This window comes from Timonella senegalensis JC301 (assembly GCF_000312125.1).
Taxonomy (GTDB): Bacteria; Actinomycetota; Actinomycetes; order Actinomycetales; family Cellulomonadaceae; genus Timonella; species Timonella senegalensis.
On the sequence record NZ_HE978642.1, the window covers coordinates 120,572 to 143,952 of the forward strand.

The 23,381-nt window shown below is 60.6% G+C and carries 20 protein-coding genes; 15 read left to right on the forward strand and 5 right to left on the reverse strand.

The window, feature by feature from the left end; translation table 11 throughout:
* Positions 1-487, reverse strand: a 487-nt coding sequence (locus HGSM_RS05095) for a LacI family DNA-binding transcriptional regulator (RefSeq protein ID WP_230197499.1), incomplete at its 3' end; no start/stop codon positions are given.
* A gap of 340 nt (positions 488-827) precedes the next feature.
* Here HGSM_RS05095 and HGSM_RS05100 point away from each other — a divergent pair.
* The 4 genes from HGSM_RS05100 to HGSM_RS05115 all read left to right on the forward strand — a co-directional run bounded on the left by HGSM_RS05100 (position 828) and on the right by HGSM_RS05115 (position 7,118).
* On the forward strand, positions 828-2,150 hold the full coding sequence (locus HGSM_RS05100) for an ABC transporter substrate-binding protein (protein WP_019147669.1): 1,323 nt from the start codon (positions 828-830) through the stop codon (positions 2,148-2,150).
* Between the two features lie 123 nt (positions 2,151-2,273).
* Complete coding sequence (locus HGSM_RS05105) at positions 2,274-3,263, forward strand: carbohydrate ABC transporter permease (protein ID WP_019147670.1); 990 nt, start codon at positions 2,274-2,276, stop codon at positions 3,261-3,263.
* Positions 3,256-4,065, forward strand: coding sequence for a carbohydrate ABC transporter permease (locus HGSM_RS05110; RefSeq protein WP_019147671.1), 810 nt, complete (start codon positions 3,256-3,258; stop codon positions 4,063-4,065). Before HGSM_RS05105 ends, HGSM_RS05110 begins: the two co-directional genes overlap by 8 nt.
* Positions 4,062-7,118, forward strand: a complete 3,057-nt coding sequence (locus HGSM_RS05115) for a glycoside hydrolase family 2 TIM barrel-domain containing protein (protein WP_019147672.1) — start codon at positions 4,062-4,064, stop codon at positions 7,116-7,118. The genes HGSM_RS05110 and HGSM_RS05115 overlap by 4 nt, the downstream gene beginning before the upstream one ends.
* 152 nt (positions 7,119-7,270) lie before the next feature.
* On the opposite strand, the gene HGSM_RS05120 is transcribed toward HGSM_RS05115, so the two are convergent.
* Complete coding sequence (locus HGSM_RS05120; protein ID WP_019147673.1) at positions 7,271-8,737, reverse strand: GuaB1 family IMP dehydrogenase-related protein; 1,467 nt, start codon at positions 8,735-8,737, stop codon at positions 7,271-7,273.
* A 740-nt stretch (positions 8,738-9,477) separates the two neighbouring features.
* Here HGSM_RS05120 and HGSM_RS05130 point away from each other — a divergent pair.
* From HGSM_RS05130 to HGSM_RS05170, 9 genes are all read left to right on the forward strand, one after another.
* Entirely contained in the window at positions 9,478-10,134 is a 657-nt protein-coding gene (locus HGSM_RS05130; RefSeq protein WP_019147675.1) for a CueP family metal-binding protein, read from the forward strand.
* Positions 10,135-10,199: 65 nt separating this feature from the next.
* Positions 10,200-10,880 carry a histidine phosphatase family protein gene (locus tag HGSM_RS05135; RefSeq protein ID WP_019147676.1) on the forward strand — a complete coding sequence of 227 codons (681 nt, stop codon included), beginning with the start codon at positions 10,200-10,202 and terminating at the stop codon, positions 10,878-10,880.
* A 170-nt stretch (positions 10,881-11,050) separates the two neighbouring features.
* Entirely contained in the window at positions 11,051-12,016 is a 966-nt protein-coding gene (locus HGSM_RS05140) for a DUF808 domain-containing protein (RefSeq protein ID WP_019147677.1), read from the forward strand.
* A complete protein-coding gene (locus HGSM_RS05145; RefSeq protein ID WP_019147678.1) occupies positions 11,997-12,665 on the forward strand; it encodes a DNA-3-methyladenine glycosylase in 669 nt (222 codons plus the stop codon). The genes HGSM_RS05140 and HGSM_RS05145 overlap by 20 nt, the downstream gene beginning before the upstream one ends.
* A gap of 674 nt (positions 12,666-13,339) precedes the next feature.
* Positions 13,340-14,143 carry an ATP-binding cassette domain-containing protein gene (locus HGSM_RS05150; RefSeq protein ID WP_019147679.1) on the forward strand — a complete coding sequence of 268 codons (804 nt, stop codon included), beginning with the start codon at positions 13,340-13,342 and terminating at the stop codon, positions 14,141-14,143.
* Positions 14,140-14,874, forward strand: coding sequence for an ABC transporter permease (locus HGSM_RS05155; protein WP_019147680.1), 735 nt, complete (start codon positions 14,140-14,142; stop codon positions 14,872-14,874). The genes HGSM_RS05150 and HGSM_RS05155 overlap by 4 nt, the downstream gene beginning before the upstream one ends.
* A gap of 342 nt (positions 14,875-15,216) precedes the next feature.
* Entirely contained in the window at positions 15,217-16,422 is a 1,206-nt protein-coding gene (locus HGSM_RS05160) for a sensor histidine kinase (RefSeq protein WP_019147681.1), read from the forward strand.
* A complete protein-coding gene (locus HGSM_RS05165; RefSeq protein ID WP_019147682.1) occupies positions 16,409-17,086 on the forward strand; it encodes a response regulator in 678 nt (225 codons plus the stop codon). Before HGSM_RS05160 ends, HGSM_RS05165 begins: the two co-directional genes overlap by 14 nt.
* A gap of 116 nt (positions 17,087-17,202) precedes the next feature.
* Entirely contained in the window at positions 17,203-17,628 is a 426-nt protein-coding gene (locus HGSM_RS05170) for a VOC family protein (RefSeq protein WP_019147683.1), read from the forward strand.
* A gap of 4 nt (positions 17,629-17,632) precedes the next feature.
* On the opposite strand, the gene ald is transcribed toward HGSM_RS05170, so the two are convergent.
* The 3 genes from ald to HGSM_RS05185 all read right to left on the reverse strand — a co-directional run bounded on the left by ald (position 17,633) and on the right by HGSM_RS05185 (position 20,931).
* A complete protein-coding gene (ald, locus tag HGSM_RS05175) occupies positions 17,633-18,772 on the reverse strand; it encodes an alanine dehydrogenase (protein ID WP_019147684.1) in 1,140 nt (379 codons plus the stop codon).
* A gap of 51 nt (positions 18,773-18,823) precedes the next feature.
* On the reverse strand, positions 18,824-19,771 hold the full coding sequence (locus HGSM_RS05180; RefSeq protein WP_019147685.1) for a VOC family protein: 948 nt from the start codon (positions 19,769-19,771) through the stop codon (positions 18,824-18,826).
* A 239-nt stretch (positions 19,772-20,010) separates the two neighbouring features.
* Positions 20,011-20,931, reverse strand: a complete 921-nt coding sequence (locus HGSM_RS05185; protein WP_019147686.1) for a DUF4352 domain-containing protein — start codon at positions 20,929-20,931, stop codon at positions 20,011-20,013.
* Positions 20,932-21,065: 134 nt separating this feature from the next.
* On the opposite strand from HGSM_RS05185, the gene HGSM_RS05190 reads away from it, so the two are divergent.
* Positions 21,066-22,595 (forward strand): sensor histidine kinase, encoded by a 1,530-nt coding sequence (locus tag HGSM_RS05190; protein ID WP_081581344.1) that lies wholly within the window; start codon positions 21,066-21,068, stop codon positions 22,593-22,595.
* A 64-nt stretch (positions 22,596-22,659) separates the two neighbouring features.
* On the forward strand, positions 22,660-23,379 hold the full coding sequence (locus HGSM_RS05195; RefSeq protein ID WP_019147688.1) for a response regulator: 720 nt from the start codon (positions 22,660-22,662) through the stop codon (positions 23,377-23,379).
* Positions 23,380-23,381: the final 2 nt, after the last annotated feature.

Sequence of the window (23,381 nt, forward strand, 5' to 3'; positions counted from 1 at the left end):
AGGTGACAAGCAGGGAATCTGAAACCACCACGGGAATATCCTGCGGCAGGCCGAGGGTGTCGAGTGTGGCAAGACCTGCACGAATGACGATCAGCCCATCAACGGACTGGTCGATGAGCCGTTTGGCAGCCCGCCGCAGATCGCCGGAGCTCGGGTTGTGGGCCTGGATCAGGTTGGCCGTGTAGTCGGCGGCTTCGAGTGCCTCCATGACGGCAGCGGCAGTGAGGGTTTCGCCGGTGCGCTCGAGGCGTTGGGTAATGACGCCGATCGTTCGAAAACTCCCGTTACGCAGGGCGCGCGCGGCACGGTTTGGCGCATAGCCAAGTTTCTCCATGGCTACGAGAACGCGATCACGAGTTTCTGGGCGCACAGCAGCCGAGCCTGTGGACACCCTGGAAACTGTCTGGGCTGAAACGCCGGCAAACCGGGCGACATCCAGAATGGAGGGCCCTGTCTTCCGGCTAGCGCGTCGTTGCACCTCGGTCATGCGCAAAACAGTAACACGGCGGGTTGCCTGAGAAAACTGCGAGCAGAGGAATCAGAAGTTAGCGTCAACATTTCGTCCATGCGTTCCCGTCATGGGGAAATCGTTATGTTGCCGTTACCAACTCGGGGTGCCGCCGCCCAGGGTGCGGCGCTAGATTGGTGACGTGAACATTTGAGGCGCAGGTCACATCGACTGTGCTCCCTATCCAGGCTCGCAACGATGCCGAGCTTGCACGGAGGGCCAATTCCCTTCACGCCCTGTCTCCAACATGCCCACTTCCCGCGGGCGATCGCGACATGTACTCAACGACGACGTACACAGACAGAAAAGGTCAACGACCATGAAACCAAGCAAGAAAGCACTCGCAATTGCTCTACCAGTTCTCCTCGCGCTCGGAGCCTGCGGCACCGGAGACGGCGGGGGAGGGGAAACCTCCGGAACAGGCGGAGGCGGAACGGGTGGAGGCGAGGCCTCGAACGAGCTCACCGTGTGGACCTGGGACCCCGCCTTCAACATCTACGCTATGCAAGAGGCTGAGAAGGTATACCAAAAGGACCACCCAGACTTCAAGCTCAACATCGTTGAGACCCCATGGGACGACCTGCAGACCAAGCTGACCACGCTCGCGCAGTCACAGTCCTATGACGAACTGCCAGACATCTTCCTCATGCAGAACAACGCCTACCAGAAGAACGTGGCCAACTATCCAGAGCTGTTCACTGACATCACGGGATCTGGAATCAACTTTGCCGACTTCCCGGAGAGCGTGACCGCGTACTCCACGGTGGACGGCAAGAACTACGGCGTTCCATTCGATGCAGGTACCGCGATCGGAGCATACCGAACCGACCTGCTTGAGGAAGCCGGGCTCAAGATCGACGACTTCACCGACATCGACTACGCCAAGTTCATCGAACTGGGCAAGCAGATCAAGGACAAGACCGGAAAGCCACTGCTCTCCGGACAGGCGGGGTCCTCTGACACGATCATGATGATGCTGCAAAGCGCCGGCGCGAGCCTCTTTGATGACGCCGGAAAGCCAACCATTACGAACAATGACGCACTGCTCAAGTCGATCGACACTTACAAGCAGATGGTCGACGCGGGCATCTTCCTTGAGGTCAACTCGTGGGACGAGTATGTGGCAACGATCGTGAACGGTGACGTGGCCGGCACCATCAACGGCGTGTGGATCGCGGGCACCATCCAGACGGCCAAGGACCAGTCCGGAAAGTGGAACATCACCAACCTGCCCAAGCTTGACGGCGTTGCAAACGCAACCAACTACTCGGCAAACGGTGGTTCCTCGTGGGGCGTCAGCTCCAACGCGAACGTTGAGCTCGCTCAGGACTTCCTGAAGTCGACCTTCGCCGGATCAAAGGAACTGTACGACACGATCCTCCCGGCTTCAGGCGCAGTAGCTAACTGGATTCCAGCCGGAAGCTCGGACGTGTACAAGCAACCACAGGAGTTCTTCGGTGGACAGCCAGTGTTCGAGAAGGTAGTCGAGTTCGGTACCAAGGTGCCAAAGAACAACACGGGCGCGTACTACTACGAAGGACGTGACGCAGTGAGCGCGGCCATCACCCAGATCATCCAGGGTGCGGACCCAGCCGGTGCACTTGAGGAAGCACAGAAGAACGTCGAGTTCGCAATGAACTAGTAACGGACGTAGGGGAGTCGGGGCCATCCACGGCCCCGACTCCCGCTGTTTCCGTTCGTTCTACATAGGTTCCACTTACGCACCTCTGAGCTTCGTTCCACTGGCCTCGAAAGGCGGCCCGCGATGCCCCGCACCAAGCAATCCAACAGTGACTTAGATACAGACTCCACCAAGAGTTCCATCGGAAAAGCCCGCTCTCGCCGCAGCTCTCTTTCCAAAGGTAACTTCACCGGCCTAGGCGTTGCTCAGAAGCGCAGCCTAACCGGATGGGCGTTCCTGATCCCCGCAGCGTTGCTGATCGCGATCATGAACTTCTACCCCATGTTCCAGGCATTCTTCCTGTCGATGAAGACAGGAAAGGGAGCCAACCTCAACTACGCTGAGCCGCTTTGGTACAACTACAAGCGCCTGCTCGATGACGAAATCTTCATGATGACGATGCGCAACACGTTCATCTATCTCATCGTCCAGGTTCCCATCATGCTTTTCCTCGCCCTCATCCTGGCGAACCTCCTGAACAACAAGCACCTGAGGTTCAAGGCATTCTGGCGCACCGCAATCTTCCTGCCCTGCGCGGTGTCGCTCGTGTCGTACTCGCTTGTGTTCAGAACGCTCTTCTCCACCGAGGGCTTTGTCAACGACATGCTGCGAGGGATCGGGATAATAGACGACCCGATTAACTGGCTGGGACAGGGATCCACCGCCCGCATTGTGATCATCATTGGTCTGCTGTGGCGCTGGACCGGCTACAACATGATCTTCTACTTGGCCGCGCTGCAGAACATCGAGTACTCCAGCCTAGAAGCAGCCAAGATTGACGGGGCGAGCTCCACTCAGACGTTCTTCTACGTGACGCTCCCACAACTCAAGCCGATGATCCTGCTGACCGCGATCCTTTCCACCAACGGAACGTTGCAGCTGTTCGACGAGTCCTGGAACTTGACCAGAGGCGGGCCAGCGTACGAGTCGATGTCGATGTCGCACTACCTGTACGAGGTCTCCTTCCAGAAGAACCCGAACTTTGGTTACGCGGCAGCGATCTCGTACGTGATCCTGATCCTCGTGGCAATCCTTGCGTTGACCCAGATGAAGGTTGGTGACAAGCGTGACTAAATCAATTGCCCGTCTTCCCGGGTACATATTCCTTACGATTTTTGCGATCTTCTCGCTGTTCCCGCTGTACTTCATGGCGGTTTCCGCGACCAACACGAGCAAGGATGTTCTGGCCTCGCGCCTCATTCCGGGTGGCAACCTGATCAACAACTTCAAGGCACTCACGGCTGCTCAGGACCTCGGCTCGGCGCTCTGGTACTCGGCTCTCTATGCGGTGGGAATCACCGTGCTCGCGCTCATCATCTGTTCTATTGCGGGGTACGGGTTCGAGATCTTCCATTCCAAGGGCAAAGACTTCCTGATGAGCATCTTGCTGCTCGCGATGATGATCCCGTTCGCGGCCATCATGATTCCGTTGTTCCAAATGTTTGCCAAGTTCTCCATGGTCAACTCCGCGTGGGCTGTCATCCTCCCAGCGATCTCCACGCCGTTCCTCATCATGCTGTTTAGGCAGTCTTCGAGGAACTTCCCGCACGAGATCATCGAGGCCGCCCGCATTGACGGTCTGGGAGAGCTCTCGATCTTCACCCGGATCTACATGCCCACGATGAAGGCGACCTACGCGGCAGCAGCAGTCATCACGTTCATGACCGCCTGGAACAACTTCCTGTGGCCCAAGGTGATCCTGATCAAGAACGAGTACCAAACAATGCCCATGCTGGTGTCCAACCTGAGTGCAGGCTACGTGACTGACTTTGGCGTGCTCATGCTCGCCGTTCTCATAGCATCGCTTCCCGCGATGATCGTGTTTCTGGCGCTGCAACGCAGCTTTGCTGAAGGAATGACAGGAGCTATCAAGTGACGTTTGATCTGACCACGACCGCCGACCCTCTCTTTTTCCAAGAGAACCGGCTACCGGCCCACTCGGACCACGGCTGGTACGCCTCGGCGGCCGAGATCGACCAGGACGGGAGCAGTTTTCGCAGAAGTTTGAATGGCCTATGGAAGTTTCACTACTCGCCGAACCTCGTGGGCGTGCCCAAGGGGTTCGAGTCCGACGAGTGCGACGTGTCCACTTGGGACGATATCCCCGTTCCAGGGCACATCCAGATGCACGGGTACGACCGTCCGCAGTACGCGAATGTGCAGTATCCGTGGGATGGCCGCGACCAAATCGATCCGGGCCAGATCCCCACGCGCTTCAACCCAGTTGCTAGCTACGTCACCACGTTCAATGTGGATGACTGGCTTGCTCCCGGCGAGCGGCTAACCATCACCTTTGCCGGCGCCGAGAGCGCCGTGGTGTTGTGGCTCAACGGCACCTACGTGGGCTATGCCACGGATTCGTTTACGCCGTCCGAGTTTGACCTCACTGAGCACGTTCGCACGGGTTCGAACCGCCTGGCGGTCCAGGTACTCAAGTGGAGCGGTGCTTCGTGGCTTGAGGACCAGGACTTTTTCCGCTTCTCCGGCCTCTTCCGCGACGTCACGCTCAACCGCAAGCCGGCCGCGCACGTCGAGGACGTGCGCGTCACCACTCACATTTCTAGCGACTTCGGTCACGCCACTGTGTCCGTCGCACTGAAGGGGCTGGTCGGGCCAGACGGCTCGTCGGCTTCCGTTGGTGCGCCCGGCACGGGGGTCACCGTGTCCGTGTCCGCAGATGGAATCGGAGACTTCACGCGAGGCGAGGACGGCGTGTTCACGGCGGAGGTCAGTGACCCGTTGCTGTGGAGTGCTGAGCGTCCGTACCTGTACGAGGTGATCATCGAGGTCTCATCAAACAGTGGCGAGACCGTTGAGGTCATTCCTGTGGAGGTGGGAATCCGCAGATTCGGGATCGAGGACGGCGTGCTCAAGATCAACGGCGAACGAGTCGTGTTCAAGGGCGTGAACCGCCACGAGTTCGGCCTGAACGGCCGCGTGGTCACCCGTGAGGAGACCCTCTCGGACATTCTGCTCATGAAGTCGCTCAACATCAATGCGGTGCGCACGAGCCACTATCCCAACAACACATTCCTGTATGAGTTGTGCAGCCAGTACGGCCTGTATGTCATAGACGAGATGAACCTTGAAACCCACGGAATCTGGGACAAGGTCAGATATCTCGGCAACAACGACGACGCTCTTCCTGGTGACAAACCAGAGTGGATGCCTGCTCTGCGCGATCGGGCCACGAACATGCTCGAACGGGACAAGAACCACGCCTCGATCGTCATATGGTCGTTGGGCAACGAGTCCTACGGCGGCAAGAACCTGCTGGAGCTCTCGGACTTCTTCAGGGCGTTCGACAGCACCCGTCCAGTTCACTACGAGGGAGTGCACTGGGATCCGCGTTACCCGCAGACCACGGATGTCACGAGCCAGATGTACACTTCGGCCGCGGACATCGAGGCCTACCTCAAGGAGAACCGGGACAAGCCATTCATCCTGTGCGAGTACGCCCACGCGATGGGCAACTCGTTTGGCGCGGTGCACAAGTACACCCAGTTGGCCTATCGGGAACCCCTTTACCAGGGCGGGTTCATCTGGGACTTTGCTGATCAGGCCATTGAGATGACGGACCGCCACGGCAAGACCTTCTTTGGCTACGGCGGCGACAACGGGGAATCCCCACACGATGGCGACTTCTGCGGCAACGGAATCCTGTACGCGGACCACACTCCCAAGCCGTTCGTGCAGGAGGTGAAGTACCTCTACCAGCCGTTCGAGATTGAGGTTGGCGAGCACTTGGTGACCGTGCACAACCGCACCAACTTCACCAGCACCGAAGAGTTCCGGTGTGAGGCGGAACTGGCTCGTGAGGGAGAGGTATTCGACATCGTTCCGCTCGAGCTCACCATCGGCCCGGGTAAGAGTGGAAGCGTTGACATGCCGTTTGAGATTCCGGAAGACGGAGAGTACACGGTCACGGTGTCGTTCAGCCTGCTGGAGGCAGAGCCGTGGGCTCCGGCCGGTTACGAGGTCGCGTGGGGCCAGGGCGTGTTCGGCTCCCGCCCCGTGGCGGCAAAGGACCCGGAAGCACAGCCAGCGTTCGAGCTGGTTGAGGGTATCCACAACCTGGGCGTGTACGGCGAGCACTTCTCTGTGCTGTTCTCACGGTTGTACGGCGGAATGCAGTCCTACCGGTACGGTATGGACCGAAACGGTGGGCGCGAGCTCCTCAAGGCCATCCCGATGCCAAACTTCTGGCACGCCCCCAACTCGAACGAGCGGGGTTGGGGTGCGCCGGCGGAGGACGGCCAATGGCTCTTGGCGTCGAAGTACGCGGTTCCTCGCCGGGGTCCTGACCAGCCCGCTTACGCGCTTGACGGAGATACAGGGACATTCTCATTCACGTACGATCTGCCCACCAATCCGCCGAGCCTGGCCGAGGTCACGTACCGTGTCCACGGTGACGGCACGGTGGACGTGACTACTGAGGTGACCCCTGGCGAGGGACTGAATGACATGCCAGAGTTTGGCGTCATGCTCATCACCCAGCCGGAGTTTGACACTCTGACCTGGTACGGCAGTGGTCCTGAAGAAAGCTACGTGGACAAGCGTCACGGCGCCAAGCTGGACGTCTACACTGCCGACATCGAGGACCAATTGGCTCCGTACTTGCGTCCGCAGGAGTCGGGCAGCCACACGGGCGTGCGCTGGGCAGAAGTGACGGATCGTTCAGGCCGCGGACTGCGGTTCGAGCACGAGGGCGAGATGGAGTTCAGTGCACTGCCGTGGACTCCGTTCGAGGTGGAGAATGCAACGCACCACCCTGAACTTCCGCCCATCAGCAAGACGGTGGTTCGCCCGGCGCTCGCGCGCCGCGGCGTCGGCGGAGATGACACGTGGGGCGCGCGCACGCATCCCGAGTACCTACTGCCAGCGGGGGAGAAGCTGACGTTCACGTTCAGCTTCCGCGGGATCATGTAGGTACGACCCGGGCTGCTGCGCGCCCGTGACTGCATCAGCCCGGGACCCAGCCACGGTGGTGCCGTGCTGGGCACGGCAAAGGCGACCACGATCGTTGTGAATCAGTTCTGATTAACAGCGATCATGGTCGCCTTTGCGCTGAGAAAAACCGATTACCAGCTGGTATCGAGTGGGCGCCCCTCGGCGTATCCGGCAGCGGATTGGACGCCTACCACGGCTTTGTCGTGGAACTCTTCGAGCGAGCGAGCCCCTGCGTACGTGCACGATGAGCGGACGCCGGAGGTGATGTCGTCGATGAGGTCTTCCACGCCTGGGCGCTTGGGGTCGAGGTACATCTTGGAGGAGGAGATTCCCTCCTCGTAGAGGCCCTTGCGGGCGCGGTCGAACGCCTCGGACTGGGCGGTGCGTGCGGCTACCGCGCGGGCCGAAGCCATTCCGAACGATTCCTTGTACAGGCGGCCGGTGCCGTCGTCGTGGAGGTCTCCGGGGGATTCGTGTGTGCCCGCGAACCACGAGCCAATCATGACCTGGGAGGCGCCTGCGGCGATCGCGAGGGCGACGTCGCGCGGGTGTCGGACACCGCCGTCGGCCCATACGGACTTGCCCAGGCGGCGCGCCTCGGCGGAGGCCTCGAGTACAGCGGAGAACTGCGGGCGGCCTACGCCGGTCTGCATGCGCGTGGTGCACATTGCACCAGGGCCCACGCCGACCTTGAGGATGTCAGCTCCGGCCTCGGCGAGGTCGGCAACAGCCGCTGCCGTGACCACGTTTCCGGCGGCAATGGGAACGGTGGGGTTGACCGAGCGGACCGCGTGCAGGGCGTCGATCATCTTCTTCTGGTGACCGTGTGCTGTGTCCACCACGAGGGTATCCACGCCTGCCTCGAGCAGGGCGGCGGCCTTGCCGGCCACGTCACCGTTAATGCCCACCGCGGCGGCGATGCGCAGGCGGCCCTGTGCATCGAGTGCCGGGGTGTAGATGGAGGAGCGGACCAGGCCCTTGCGGGTCACAATACCCACCGCGTTGCCCTCGGCGTCCACAACTGGTGCGAGGCGCACGCGGGCGTCGTGCAGGGTGTTGAAGGCGGAACGCAGGTGCTCGGCGTTGCCGCCCACTACGTCCTCGAACTCGAAAGCCTGAAGCACGAGCGGGTTGTCCGACATCACGGTGTGGACCTGCGCGTAGCGGTCGATGCCACGGCAGTCGGCCGCGGTCACGATGCCCACCAGTTTGCCGTTGTCCACCACGAGGGCGGCGCCGTGCGCGCGCTTACCAATGAGGGAAAGTGCGGTGTCCACTGGGTCCGACGGAGCGAGGACGATCGCGGTCTCAATGACTGGGTGTGCGCTCTTGACGTTGCGGATGACGTCAGCGATGACCTCAACCGGGATGTCCTGTGGGATGACGGCCATGCCGCCGCGGCGGGCTACGGTCTCGGACATGCGGCGGCCAGACACCGCGGTCATGTTCGCAACGATCAGCGGAACCGTGGTCCCCGTGTTGTCGTTGCTGGAGAGGTCAACATCGAATCGCGATGCAACGTCTGAGCGGGAGGGCGTCAAAAAGACGTCGCCATAAGTGAGATCTTGTTGGGCTTCGTGGCCAGAAAGAAAACGCATATACAACAGTCTATTGCGCCGCAGTGGGCTGAGAATAGGGCCAAGGTAGGCAAATCTGTCCACGTGTACCCGCCTCACGGGATCCTCCCAGATTAGGTGCCTATGATGTCCCCGATGACCAGTAGGCGGCGCACAGAAGCATGGACGCAATGGTTCGCGCCAGCGGACCCTGCGGCGACAACACGCTCCTCACAGGCGGGGCAGGGACAGCGGAAAACGCCGCTGGCCCTACTCTGCGTGCTCGCACTCACGGCCATCTTTGGCATCGTGTTCGGGCCGTTCGCAATGCACGCGGTCGGAGCCCAAGAGTCGATATCGCTGGGTATGGCGCACAGTGCTCCGGGGAAGGCAGTTACGGAGCCGGCCTTGAGCAGCCAGCACACTGACTCACTCGCGCACATAAACTCCCTCACTCACGCTTACTCCTCTACGCATGACTCGGGCTCAGTGGACTCTGTCCAGTGCACCAATTGCGTGGGCGACCACAGCGATCTTGCCACCATGTGCGTGCTTGCCTTGCTGCTTGTCTTGTTCTTCTTTTCTAGACCTCGCAGTTGGGTTCTGTGGTTCACGCAACGCGCGCCCCTTGTACTACGTGCGTCCCCTGACGCAACCGGGTTCTTTCCGCTGGTGGACCTCCATCGATTGAGTATCAGCCGGACGTGAGAGGTGGGGGTAGTGGCCTCCACTCTCGTTCGCTAGAACCCAATCGTTTACTCCATCTAAGGAACCCAGACATCATGACACTGAACATTTTTTCGCGCCGTAACCACGATCGTCGTCAATCAGTGAAGCGCGCCGCAGGCGCGTACGCAATGGCAGCGATGTTGTCTATCACGCTCGCGGCATGCTCCAACGAGAGCCCATCGCAGGGCGATGGCGCAGGCTCGCCGAGCGCGTCACAGGACGCGAGTGGTGACATCCTTGCGGACCACAACCTGGCAGGCAAGGACGCCAAGACCATCATCACCGAGCTCGACACCATGGCTGTGGCGGACCGCCCCACCAACCTCATGGCCTCGATTCGTCCGACGGAACTGGTCGTGGCAAACGACTTAGGTGACCAGATCAGCGTTCCGTTGCCAGCCAACGAGTTTTACCTGTCCATCGCGCCCTACGTGAACCAAACCCACGAGTGCCACTTCCACTCCCTGACCACCTGCCTCGGCGAGATGGCGAACGCCCAGATCCACCTGACCATCGTGGACAAGGCCACAGGGAAGACGGTCGTGGACGAGGACACCACGACCTTTGACAACGGGTTTGTTGGCGTTTGGATCCCCAAGGGGATCGACGCCACGGTGACCATCACCGCGGACGGCAAGACCGCGACCACGGACGTCTCCACCCTGTCCGAGGACGACGCAACCTGCCTGACCACGATGCAACTGCTGTAAAAAACCGGGCCCGATGCGGCGGAAGTCCTAGCCGCATCGGGAGGCGCGGACCATAAACTAGTGGCGTGACTAACGTGCGAGTTGTACTGTGGCGCCACGCGCCCACCGCCGAAAACGCCGCCGGAAAACTCCAAGGCCAGACCGACACCGACCCCGCCGGGCCGGGACTGGCGCTCGCCCGCGTTGCGGCCAAGGCGATAGTCGAGCTGTACGGGACACCCGCGGCGATTTTCACCTCGCCACTCAAGCGCGCGTCCGCCACCGCTCAGGTGCTCGCGGACATCGCCGGTGTAGCCGCCCCGATCATCGAGCCCGGCATCACCCAGCGCAGTTACGGCATCTGGGAGGGCATGCACATTGACGAGGTCGCCCGCCTCTATCCCGACGACCTCGCCATCCGGGACGCCGGTGGAGACCCGCGCATCCCCGGTTGGGAGACCGGCCTAGACGTGGGGGAGCGCGTTGCACGCGCCATCACCTCGCGTTGCGCTGAGGTCCAGTCCCTAATAACCGACGATTCACCCGCTCCCAGCGAAGGCCCCGCTTCCAGCGGTTCAGGTGGACGCCATGCTCCCGTGATCGTATTTGTGAGCCACGGCTCCGCCATCGCCACCGGCATGCGCCGGCTCCTGGGCCTTGGCGAAGACCCGCAGCTCTTTGGCAACCTCAACCACGCCAACTGGGTCGAACTGGAGTGCTCCGGCGACCAATGGAAGGTCGCGCGCTACAACTTTGGCACCCGATAGCCGGGGAAGAGCGCGAGAAGGCTTGCGATCATCGAGTTCCTGAATGAACTCGTGGATGCGTTCGCGGCAGGAATGTGGTGAGCATGGACCCGCAGCGTGACGAGATGTCAGAACGGGAGAATATAATCGTCGAAACCGTCTAGTCGATCTACTCCCTCGAAAGGGACACCATGGCCTCCGGCTTTTTTGCACTCCTTGACGACATCGCGCTGCTAGCCAAGGCCGCAGCCTCCTCGGTCGACGACATGACCGCTGCAGCGATGAAGGCCTCAGCAAAGTCGATCGGCGTGGTCATCGACGACGCAGCTGTGACGCCCCAATACGTGCAGGGAATCGCGCCTTCGCGCGAACTTCCAGTGGTCAAGCGCATCACCATGGGCTCCCTGCGCAACAAGTTCCTCATCATCCTGCCTGTGGCACTTCTACTCACTACCTTTGCGCCGATGGTGCTCCCAGTGTTGCTCATACTTGGTGGTTCGTACCTCGCGTTTGAGGGAGCCGAAAAGGTCCTCGGCTGGTTCGGCATTCACCTGCACGGCGACGACAAGAAGACCGATATAGACACGGTGAAGAACGAGAAGGAGTTTGAGGACTCCCTCGTTGGTGGAGCGGTCCGGACGGACCTCATCCTCTCCACCGAAATCATGCTCATTGCCCTCTCAAACGTGGGTCACCACCCGTTCTGGGAGCAGGTTGGAATCCTCGCGATCATTGCAGTGATCATGACCGTCGGCGTGTACGGCGTGGTCGCGCTCCTGGTTAAGATGGACGATCTCGGGCTGAAGCTTTCGACCCGTCCGCGTAAGGTCTCTGCCGCTGTTGGTCGCGGCCTTGTGAAGGGCATGCCGTACGTGTTTGAGACCCTCTCCATCGTGGGAACCATTGCAATGCTGTGGGTTGGTGGACACATCTTTGCCAAGTCGCTCTCCGACCTCGGCTTCACCCCTCTGTACGACGTGGCACACCACATTGCCGAGTGGTTCCGTGGATTCTCGGGCGGTGTCGGTGCGTGGATCGGTGACACCCTGTACTCCGCAGTTGTTGGACTCACCTGGGGTCTGATCATCGTGGGTGTCGTCGCACTCATTGGCAAGATTCGCCACGGTGGACACAAGGATGTCGCACACACTGCCTGACCGGTCCTTCTTTGAGCGCTCCGCGCTCGAAGTGGCACCGCTGCTCCTCGGCGCAACCCTGACTAGTAGGGTCGGCGGCGCGGAGGTTGCCGTCCGCATCACCGAGACAGAGGCGTATCTGGGCCTCGGCACGGGTGACGTACACGACGAGGGATCGCATGCCCGCATGGGTCCCACCGCCCGCAACAGGTCCATGTTTGGGCCGCCCGGGCACCTGTACGTGTACTTCATCTACGGCATGTACGACAACGTCAACGTGGTGTGTTCGCCGGATGGCCAAGCTTCCGGAGTCCTGCTGAGGGCAGGCGAAATCGTGTCCGGTCACGACACTGCGTGGGCCCGGCGGCCCACAGCAAAGACCGCCAGGGACCTCGCACGCGGACCCGCTCGACTCGCCATGGCGCTCGGGTTCGAACGCGCCCACCATGATGGCATCGACCTCCTGAACCCACACGGCCAAGCCGTCCTCCGGCTAGATGCTTCGACCGCGCACTGCGACACGATTCGCACTGGTCCGCGCGTGGGCGTGAGCGGAAACGCCGGCACGGAGAAGTTTCCGTGGCGCTTCTGGCTCGACGGTGAACCCACGGTCTCTCCGTATCGAGCAGCCAAGGTGAGGGGTGCTGGAACGCGACCAAGATCGTCGTGAGTTTGGGACACAGCAGTACGTTTGGACGAGCGGTCGTGCCCACCGAAAGATGGACACGGCCGCTTTGTCATACTTGCGCAGGGCATCCCCCGGCGAAACGGGGGAGAAAAGCCCAAAAAAGATGCCACACCAGCGGGATTATTCACGTTCAAAGAATCCGTAGCATGGAGGAGTTCGCTGAGCGATAGCTCGCTAGGCCACGTGCATTTGAAACCCGCAGGGGGCGGCAAATCATGGGGTTGCGGAAAACTCCGGCGAGACCAGTCCAGGGTCGCTCAATGAACACCTGGTGAGTAGTTCAGATCCTGAACTACTCCGCCATGCGGGGTGCGCGCGGTCCGCCAGATGTGTGTGGGCCAGCGGTCGGGAGCCTAGCAGACCAACGGGGTTGCCACGACGGTTCCGGGAGAGTCACTAGCCACGGGGGACATGTGGCTCTCCCCACCTGCTTGGTTGAGTGAACCGTAGCGTCCACAACACAAGCTCGCCCCCGCATGGAACAGGCAAACCGAGACATCCGCAGGGGGAATGTCTCGGTTTGCTTACCCGGGCAGAGTCAGTCTCTGACCCAGGCCAACCGTTGGCCACACAACACACCACCCACGCTGCACCCGCTTCACGGGGTGCAGAGGGTGAGTGTGGCACCACGTCAGATTGCCTGAGGAAGGAGTGCTGTGACTACTGCGACCATTCCTGCACTCCTCATGGAAGGCGTGACGTGTAGCTCCCGCAACAGCGGGTCCCTCAACGACTTCTCCATTCTCGTAGAGCCCGGCACGTTTCACGGCCTCATTGGCGCTCCAGGATCCGGGAAGTCCCTCGTCATGGACCTCGCTGTCGGGTTCCGCAGGCCGGAACGCGGCCGTGTGCAAGTTCTTGGTCTCAGCCCCACACCTCGCCAGACAGAACTCTTGCGACGCATCGGGATTCAATCGCAGCGCGTGGGCTTCCTGCCGCGTCTGACAGTGCGTGAACACCTGCGGTCTGTGGCTGAGATCTTTGGTTCGCCGCTACGGGACGTGGACATCCTGATCGAAGCACTTCTGCTTGACTCCGCAGTGGACACCCGGGTGGACGCGATCACGGCGAGCGAAGGACAGAGGCTCGCGGTCGCTTCCGCGGTTGTGCACCGCCCGGAGATCCTTTTCCTCGACGAGCCCACAGCTAACCTCGACCAGGAGTCGCGCCGAAACCTCGTCTCACTCCTGCGCAGCTCCAATATCATCGGCACCACGACCCTGTACGCAACCCGCCACTTGGACGAGGTGGAGTACCTGTGTGACGCCGTGACCGTCATGGACAGACCTGCGGAGGTGTGGAACCGAGTGGAGACGGAGAACGGCGCGTATCTGCGCGGTGCAGGTGTAAACGCAGAGAAGCGAGAAGCCACTGCCGTAAGTGGGGGCGTGGCACTGCTCCGCACCATTCGCCGTCAGATGGGTGGCCGGCAACTGTTTCCGAGAGGAGCGGTTCGATGACCACGTTTGGCGCGCTGTACAGGGTGCTCCTGCGGTCAGATGCCAGGGACACCACGAGCGTGATCTCGCTGCTGACCGCTCCGATTCTCGTTCTCATTGCGCTGAGGCTGGCGCTCCCTGAGAGCAACGCGATCATCGCGGACGCAAACGCAACGGTCAGCTCCACGATTGCGGCCTCTGTTGCGACCACGGGCCTGATCGCTGGAGTCCTGCATATCCACTACTGGCGGCAGAACGGCGCGCTGCGGCTCCTGCGAACGTTCCCCATTTCAAGCGGAGGGCTGCTGACCGCGCAAGCGCTCGTGTGCGCGGTTCTGGGCATCGCACAGGTTGCAGTGCTTCTGGTTCTTGCCGCGCTTCCGCTGCGCGCCCTCGAACTCAGTGTTTTTGTGCCGAGCGTGCTGGTGCCGGTGGTCCTAGGCCTCTTCATCTTCTTCTTTGCAGGTGCCATCATCGGGCTAGTCACACGCACCCTCGTGACCTCGGCGCTCGCAGTGATGGGGTTCTCTGCGATTCTGATCTACCTCGGGCTCAACGCTTCGGCGGGCACGCTGCCCGGGTGGGCTCAGACGATCGCACCTTACTCACCAGTTCTCCAGCTTCGCGATCTCCTATCCGAGAGCCTCGCCGGACACTGGAATCCACAGGTCCTAGGCTGGGGCACCCTCACGCTTGCCGTCACGGCGCTCGTCTTGTTCCTCATTGGACACCGGACCCTGCGATGGGAGTAAGAGGGGTGCCGGGCGCTTAGGAAAAACAAAAAGTGGAGATGACCCGCTGGGGCCATCTCCACTTCAAGGATTTACGCGGTCATCATGGACGAAACCACTTCTTGATGAATTCAATAACACCCATGGTCGCCTCCTTAGATCCAGTAGTTTGCGGGAACGCTTTGGTTACAGAACAATCCTGCCGTTCGTACCTCTCTGGAACATCCAACGAGCGGCGGGACTTTGACCTGCCCAAATGCCACTATCTGGTGAGGGAGATATTCAACGTTAGTAGGAGGTCTCCTGCGGAAGTAGGGGAAGTAGTCCCCACAGAGGAGAAGGCCAAACTGCTACGATCCATAAATGCAAGGCGAGGTGAATGACGAACCGGTGAGTGGGCGAAACGAAATTTTGCGCCTGCTGAAGTGGGCTTTTCCCGACTGGCAGCGCATCTACACTTTCTGGATCTTGGCTATCACCGGAGTGTTCATTCTGGTGATGTGGGACATCATCGACTCGGGTGCATTTGTCATCGGTATGACGGTGGCTCTTTTCCTCCTGGCCTACCCCAGGTTTGAGGTACTTTCCTCGATCGTGCTCATCGGAATCGCGGTCATCTACAACCTCAACCCCGAGATGATTTCCTTCATCTACGTGGGCTGTTACACCCCGATCGTCATGCAGATCGCCCGCAGGCGGGTCACCCTGGCTTTCGCAACCTCGGCTGTCACCCTGTTCTCAGTGGTGATCTACTGGGGAGTCGCCGGCGAACCGGGTGCCGCCCTCCTTGCAGCCGTATGCCTTGTACTCGCCTGGGTGTTTGGCACGGTCCTGCAGACCTACAACGACCGGATCAGGGTTGAAGAGGCGAGGGCGTCCGAGGCAGAGACCGCAGCCAAGCTCGAGGCAGCAGAGTTTGCCAAGGTCATTGCCCGCGAGATGCATGATGCGGTAGCGCACTCGATGTCCTCTGTGGTTTTGCGGGCACGGGCCGCGTCCACTCGGCCGGAGTTAAGCGAAGAATCTAAAGCCGACCTCGCGGAGATCACGGACCTGTCTCTCCAATCGCTCGCCGAGATGCGCGCACTGCTGCGCCTGCTCCGCGGCAACAACGCCGATGAGGCGCGCTACCGTGACTACAAGGTAATTGATCCCGACAAGGAACTTGGGCGCCAGGTCCAGCACCTCAAGAACGAGGGCTTCCACGTCAACATGATTCAGGAGGGTGGATTCGAGGGAATGGACCCTCTTGCACTCTCCACCCTGATTGCATGCATGCGGGAGGCTGTGGCCAACACTGTGCGCCATGGGTCCACGGAAAAGCCGATCATTCTGACCGTAAACGCAGATGACACCCGGGTTTCCGTGGCACTTGTGAATACAATCGACGAGGCGAAGGAACTTCTTTTTCCCTCGTCTGGACTTGGGCTCATCGGAATCCGCGAGAGGCTTGAAGCGATTGGCGGGATGGTGTCCACAAGTTCGGGTTCAGGTAGGTGGCTCTTAACGTTCTCCTTACCAAAGCGCATACGGCTCGAAGAGCAGGAGGAAAGACGTGAGTTCGCCTGAAAACGTGAAGGTTGGGTTGGTCGACGATGACGCGATGATTCGCAACATCTTGTCCAAGCTCCTCTCACAAGAAGAGGGCATTGAGATTGTCGCCACCGCGAGTGACGGCGACGAAGTACTCGACATGATTACCGAGTCGAGCCCTGACGTCCTGTTGATGGACGTTCAGATGAAGCGGGTCAACGGCATCGACGCCTGCCGTCTGGTCAAGGAACACCACCCGGACCTTCCCGTGGTCATGCTGACCACGTTTGACCAGGCCGACTATCTGAGCGATGCCATCGCGGTCAACGCGCAGGGCTTCCTCACCAAGGACGCCGAGCCGGCGGTGATCGCGGGCTCGATCCTCGCCGCCGCGGCGGGCCAACCAGTCTTTTCGCCAGGGCCAGCAAAGCGCCTCATGGAACGGTTCTCCGACCCCAGGAAGGCCACGCTCGGGCGCCTCGACGCGCAGGGTCTTGACCTCCTAACCAAGCAGGAAGTGGTTGTCCTCAAACTGCTCTCCGAGGCACTGTCGAACTCTGAGATCGCGGAGATGCTGGGCGTAGAGGAGTCGACGATCAAGTCCCACCTGTCCGCGATCTTCCGCAAGATTGGCGTGCGCGACCGAACGGAAGCGGTGGTCTACGTGTACCAAAACAACCTGTTCCCGTTTGGGGACTAGGTGGGCCGAGCCCGTCGTTTTTCCGGTTGCAGGTGCTCTCTGATGCTGGTTTGCTGAACGTAAGGCCCGCAAGGGTCATACCCTAAAAGCCCTGATCACAGGGCGAAGGAGCCAGCATGAGTACGCAACTGTTTGTCAATATCATCACCGATGACCTACCGCGGGCTAAGCAGTTCTTCACTTCCGTGGGCTGGATCATCAACCCCAACTTCTCTGACGACAACGCTATTTGCGTGGTGCTGTCAGAGCACAACTACCTCATGGTTCTGACGCGTAGTTTCTACGCCCAGTTCCTAGAGGGCACAGGCAAGGTGACGGGTGACGCCAAGACGCAGTCACTCGCTCTCATCTCGTTCTCGCTAGATTCCCGTGAAGCAGTGGATCATTTTGTAGCCCGGGCAGAGGGTGCAGGCGCAAAGGTGGGCAAGACTCAGGACCTTGGCTTCATGTACCAACGGCAGTTCGACGACCCCGATGGCAACCACTTTGAGCCATTCTGGATGGACCCAGAAGCGGCAGAGTCTGGCCCACCTCAGGAGTAACCGATTACACGTTGCCTTCGAGGTAGGCCGTTCCCGTGGCCTCCTGGAAGCCGTAGAGCTTAACACCCAGCGCCTTGGCTACGCCCCGGTGCGTGACCTTCCCATCGAACACATTGAACCCGCGCTGAATCTCCGGGTTCCTGCGTGCTGCGTCCACAGGACCGTTGTTGGCGATCTGCCTGATGTAGGGGAGGGACACGTTGGTGAGCGCGATCGTGGACGTCCTAGGCACGGCACCCGGCATGTTGCCAACGCAGTAGAACAGGGTGTCGTGGACCTTGAACACGGGGTCGTCGTGCGTGGTGGGGTGCGAGTGCTCGAAGCAACCACCCTGGTCAATCGCGATGTCCACCAGAACCGAACCCGGCTTCATCCCGGCAATCATCGCGTCGGTCACGAGTTTGGGTGCGGAATCTCCCGGCACAAGGACCGAACCGATGACGAGGTCGGCCTGCGAAACGAGTTCCGCAATTTCAAAGTGGGACGAGAAGGCCGTGCGGATCCGGCCGTTACTCTCCTGCGCAATTGCCCTCAGGCGCGGCACCGATATGTCGAGGACGGTCACATCCGCACCCATGCCAGCAGCGGTCATGGCGGCACCGGTGCCAGCTACGCCGCCTCCGATCACCACGACCTTGGCTGGTGGCGTACCCGGCACGCCACCCATCAGCACGCCTGGGCCACCCACGGGCTTCATCAGGTGGTAGGCGCCGACCTGCACGCCGAGTCGCCCCGCGACCTCACTCATTGGAGCGAGTAGCGGCAACTCACCACTATCCGTTTCCACGGTCTCGTAACTGATCGCAGTCGTGCGGGACTCCATGAGCACGCGCGCAAGTTCCGGATCTGCCGCCAGGTGCAGATACGCAAAAACTGTCAGGTCCGGACGCAGGAACTGATACTCGGCCGGCGTAGGCTCCTTCACCTTGACTACCAGCTCCGCTTCTTCCCACAGCGCGCCCTGATTCTCGACGATCTTGGCTCCGGCCGCCTCATACGTTGCGTCCGTAAATCCAGACTCTACGCCGGCTCCGGACTCAACGGTCACCTGATGTCCCGCGCCCGCAAGGTCGTGCACGCCGGCTGGTGTGAGCGCCACCCTATCCTCGTGGTTCTTGAGTTCCTTTGGCACTGAAATGCGCATTGCGACCGCCCTTCTCAGGTGGCCCGCAGGGGGTGGAGCCGGCCACCACTATTAACTCGATTCGCCGCGGGCCGCTTCTTCCAACTCCGCGATCACGATCTTCTTCATCCCCATCATGGCTGAATACGCTGCAGGATTCTCGGTGAGACGTGCCGTGTCCCGCGGCGCGATCTGCCACGACACCCCAAACTCGTCCTTGCACCAGCCGCATACCTCGGCCTCGGGCACGGTTGAGAGTACATTCCAGTACCTGTCGATCTCCTCCTGGTCCTCACACTCAATGAGCAGGGAGACTGCCTCGGAGAACGGGAACGTACCCTCGTTGCCGGAGTCCATCGCAGCAAACCATTCGCCATTCAGCGAAAAGTCGGAGAACATCAGATCCTCAGCCGAGGCAGGGCCGGTTGGTTCCCCGTACCGGGCAAGGTCACCAGTGTGTGAGTTGGGAAAGACCGACACATAGAGCTTCCCAGCTGCCTCCGCACTGCCAACCTTGTCCCCGGAGAAGAGGAAGGTGGGCATAACGCGGCGCCGTGGAGCGCGAGGCGATCCATCGGGATTAACGTCACCAGAATCGTCGAAAATCAGTTGCCACGACACACCAAACTTGTCTTGGACCCAGCCATATAGCGGACTGAAGTCGTAAGTGTCCAGTGGCATGAGCACGTTGCCGCCTGCGGCAAGCTGATCCCACACAGCCCGCATGCGGGCTTGGGGATCGGCGTCCGTGTCAGGGGTGTAACTGACCATGAAGGAGATCGAAGGGTTGGGGTGGAACTCATTTCCTGCGTTAATGCCGAGGAAACGGAGGTCGTAGATGGTGAACTCCACCGACAACGGCTTGCCTGCGAAGTCCAGCTGGAAGTCCAGAAGACCCTCGGTGGGGTAGTGGGTTGTGGTGCCTCTCTGCACGTCACCAAAGGTGGACTCGTAGAACGCGACGACTTCCTCGACGTTGTTATTGCACCAGATACTCGGGACGATCTTTTGCTGGTCCATGGGGCCTTGCTTTCTAGGTGATTGATACCGGTATGACTCCCAGATTTCAGTCTAGGTCCGCAGGCGCGCCGATGCCCGGCAGCTCCTAGGGGGTGGAGGCTGCCGGGCATCATCATGGCCGAATGCGTGGACGGGACGTGTCGTGTGGGGACGTACCGGGCCTGCGAACCGATCGCGTGGGATCGAGACTCGGCGATGCCCGCTCCGCATTCGAGTTTGAGCGCTGCTCGCTTACTTGCTTACTTGGCGAGCAGGATGTCGACGGTCTGGGTGCCCCAGAATCCCGTCTGCGCAACGAGGACGTTGTCCTTGGCCTTGGCGACCTTCTCCGAGACGTCAAAGACCACGATGCCCGAGGCGGTCAGGTCAGGGTTGAGTTCTTCCAGGAAGAAGGAGTCGAGATCGTCAGACGAGTTTGCGGTGATCGAGGCCATGTCGTCCGCCTCGAAGGTCTTGTCGCCGCTGCGCAGCTTGAAGAACGAGGTGGAAATGAGTGCGGACTCGTTCGAGTTATTGGTGACATCAACCTCGACCACCACGTAGGTGCCCTTGGCCTTCTCCTCGAGATACTGGCTACCCACGGTCTTGGACGTCTTGACGCTCGTGACCTTGTAAGTCATGTCGCCGACCTCGGCCACGTCGCCGATTTTGAAGTCGGCTGCCGGGGCCTCTTCGGGCTTCTCCTCGGGCTTGTCTTCCTTGGCGTCCTTGTCCTTTGAGTTGTCGACCTCCTGTGTGGCCGAGGACGAAGGGCTGGCCTGCGGGGTCGGGGTGTCCGAGGAACCGCCGCCGAACGCGGACGCCGCAATGCCGATGACGGCCACCGCACCGATAGCAGTCAGGAACTTGTGGCGAGAGAACCAGTTCTTCTTGGGTTCGGGTGGAGTCATGGCTGGGAACGGCTGACCCTGTGCTGGATAGTGGCCCTGCATTGGGTCAAAGCTCGCGCCCGGCTGCTGGGGCTGCGCTGGCTGCTGGGGGAACTGCTGGGTCGGAGGCTGCTGCGAGTTCCGGGAGTTCATTGGGTCCTGTCCGTTCGCTTGGTTGGGCTGCTGGTTCTGCATGATCGGCTGTCCTTGGTCTGAGTTGGGCTGACCCTGCACTGGGCCAGACTGCTGTGCGAACGGCTGAAGAGGATTGAAACGGTTTGGGGTTTCCATCGTTCGGCCTTTCTCGAAGTTTCAGTGATTCAATCCTGCAGGTCAGAGGCATATCTCCACCTCCCCCAACCGGCCGGAGTTTGGTGGCCACTTGGGGGAGGGGAAATGTCGGATAGGGGCGCTAATGTTGTGCCATGACTAATCCATTCGCGCGCCCACAGGGTGACGTGCCGCCACACCACAACAGCGTGCCGCCGTGGCAACACAACGGGCAGCAACAGGGGCCGTGGCCGACGTTCCGCGCGGGGCAGCAGCTGGGGAAAGGTCAGCCAATGGGTCAGCCAATGGGGCCTGGCCAGTTTCCTGGCCCGGCCGGCTTCCGGCCAACCGTCACAGCTCAGTCGGAGGCAAAGCGGGTAGGTCGCAAACTGCTGACAACCATTTCCGTGGTTTCCGTGATTTTCATGGGCATAGCGTTTGTTGCGTACGTGTTTTCGTCCGCAGATGGGTCAACTGAACTTACGGGTGCCGAGGCAATCGGAGCCGGTGTATCGATGATGATTGCGATAGCGGCCGGCGGCTCAATGGTGGTGCGCAGGGAGTACCCAACCCAAATCTTCTGGCTCAACGCGGTGCTCGCGCTCGTATTCCCAATCTCGCCGTTTGGTGTGCTCGTTCCTCTCACATGGGTCATTGCAAAGCGGCCAGTCAAGGAGGCCGCGGTCAGTATCTTTGCTGCGATCTCACTGACCGCGTTCATCCTGTACAAGGACTTTCAGCGCCCAACTTACGCGAGCGTGTTCACTTTGGCGGATCCGGAACAAGGGTCTTTTGCTCAGTCTGAAGCACTTGCCTACATCCTGCTCGGAATCGTGATGGTGGCATTTCCCATCACCATGGGGTTTGTAACCAAGTACCGAAACAGGGCCGACTCGGTGGGCACGATCCTGCAGCAGGTGGACATGAAACTCCACGAAAAGGACACGATCCTCAAGGAGCAGGAAAGCATTCTTCAGCAGTCGGTCTCCCTCCTCCAAGAGAACGTCCAGGTCACGGAGGGCCTTAAGGACGAGCTGTCGCGCCAACAGGAACGCGAGATCATCGCCAGAGAAATGCACGACACCGTGGCCCACCAACTCTCACTCATCTCCCTCCAAGCAGGTGTGCTCGAGGTGACGACGGGAGACGAAAACGTGGCGGACTCCGCCAAGGCAATGCGCGAGTCCGTGAGCAAGGCCCTTGACGAGATGCGCAGCCTCATCACCTCGCTGCGCGACTCGTCGAGTGAGGGATATCTAGGTAAGCAGCCGTCACTCGTAGACCTCGACCAACTAGTGGCGGAGGCCCAAGAGTCGGGTGCTCCGGTGAGCCCGGACATCCGAATCCAAGACGGCGAGCTTGCACCGCAGAACCTGACCAACGCCGTGTACCGAATTACGCAGGAAGCTTTGACCAATGCGATCAGGTACGGGGTGGACACTCCGATCCTGCTGAGGGTCTTTGGAGCACCCGGCCTTGGAATCTCCATCGACGTGATTAACCAGAAGTCCGATGACGCGTCCCGGCAGTCCCAAGGATCGCGGGCCGGTATTCCGGGCATGCAGGAACGCGCGGCGAGCGTGGGAGGCCAGGTCACGGTATCCGAACTAGGAGATGTGTGGATCCTGAACGCCAAGTTCCCGTGGGCCGAGCCTTCGCACGAGCTGAGCCTGCCCGGATTCTGACAGCACCTACCTTATCGGGCACACTCCGCCCGCCCGAATCGACCTACCAAGCAAAGAGGATGGAATGAACCTCACCCCGAACAGGACAGCGCCCGTGCGCGTCATGATCGTTGACGACGACGCCATGGTTCGCGCAGCAGTGAAGATCTACAGTGAAAGCGCCAAAACTGTCGGCGAGGACGGGCAACCGCGCTCAGTGAACCAGGTTGTGGCTGAGGCACCGGACGGCATCGAGGCCGTGCGTCTGGCCGTGGAACTCAAACCGGATGTCGTCCTGATTGATCTGCGGATGCCCAACATGGACGGCGTGACGGCGATCCGCCAGATGAGGGAGCGTGGCGTGAAAGCGGGAATCATTGCGATGACATCCTTTGACACGCACGATGCCATCTTGGACTCGGTGGACGCTGGAGCTGACGGGTTCCTGGCCAAGGATACGAGCCCCGCAGCCATGATCACGGCAGTCGCGAGCGCCGCCGAGGGGTCAGGTTGGTTCTCGCCCCGCGCCGCAAAGATCATTGCAGAGCAGACTCGGTCTGGAGGCACGCGAACACCAAGTTCAGAAGAGCGAAGGCTAGTTGACACGCTGACGAGCCAGGAACTCGCCACCACCAAGCTCCTAGCATCGGGCTTGACCAACGCAGAGATCGCACAGGAGCTCCACGTCGGCGAAAGCACCATCAAGACCTACGTGTCAAACGCTATGAGCAAGACTCACATGAACAACCGTGTCAAGCTTGCGGTCTTTGCCTCGCGTGCGGGCCTAGAGATCCCGGTGTCATAGGC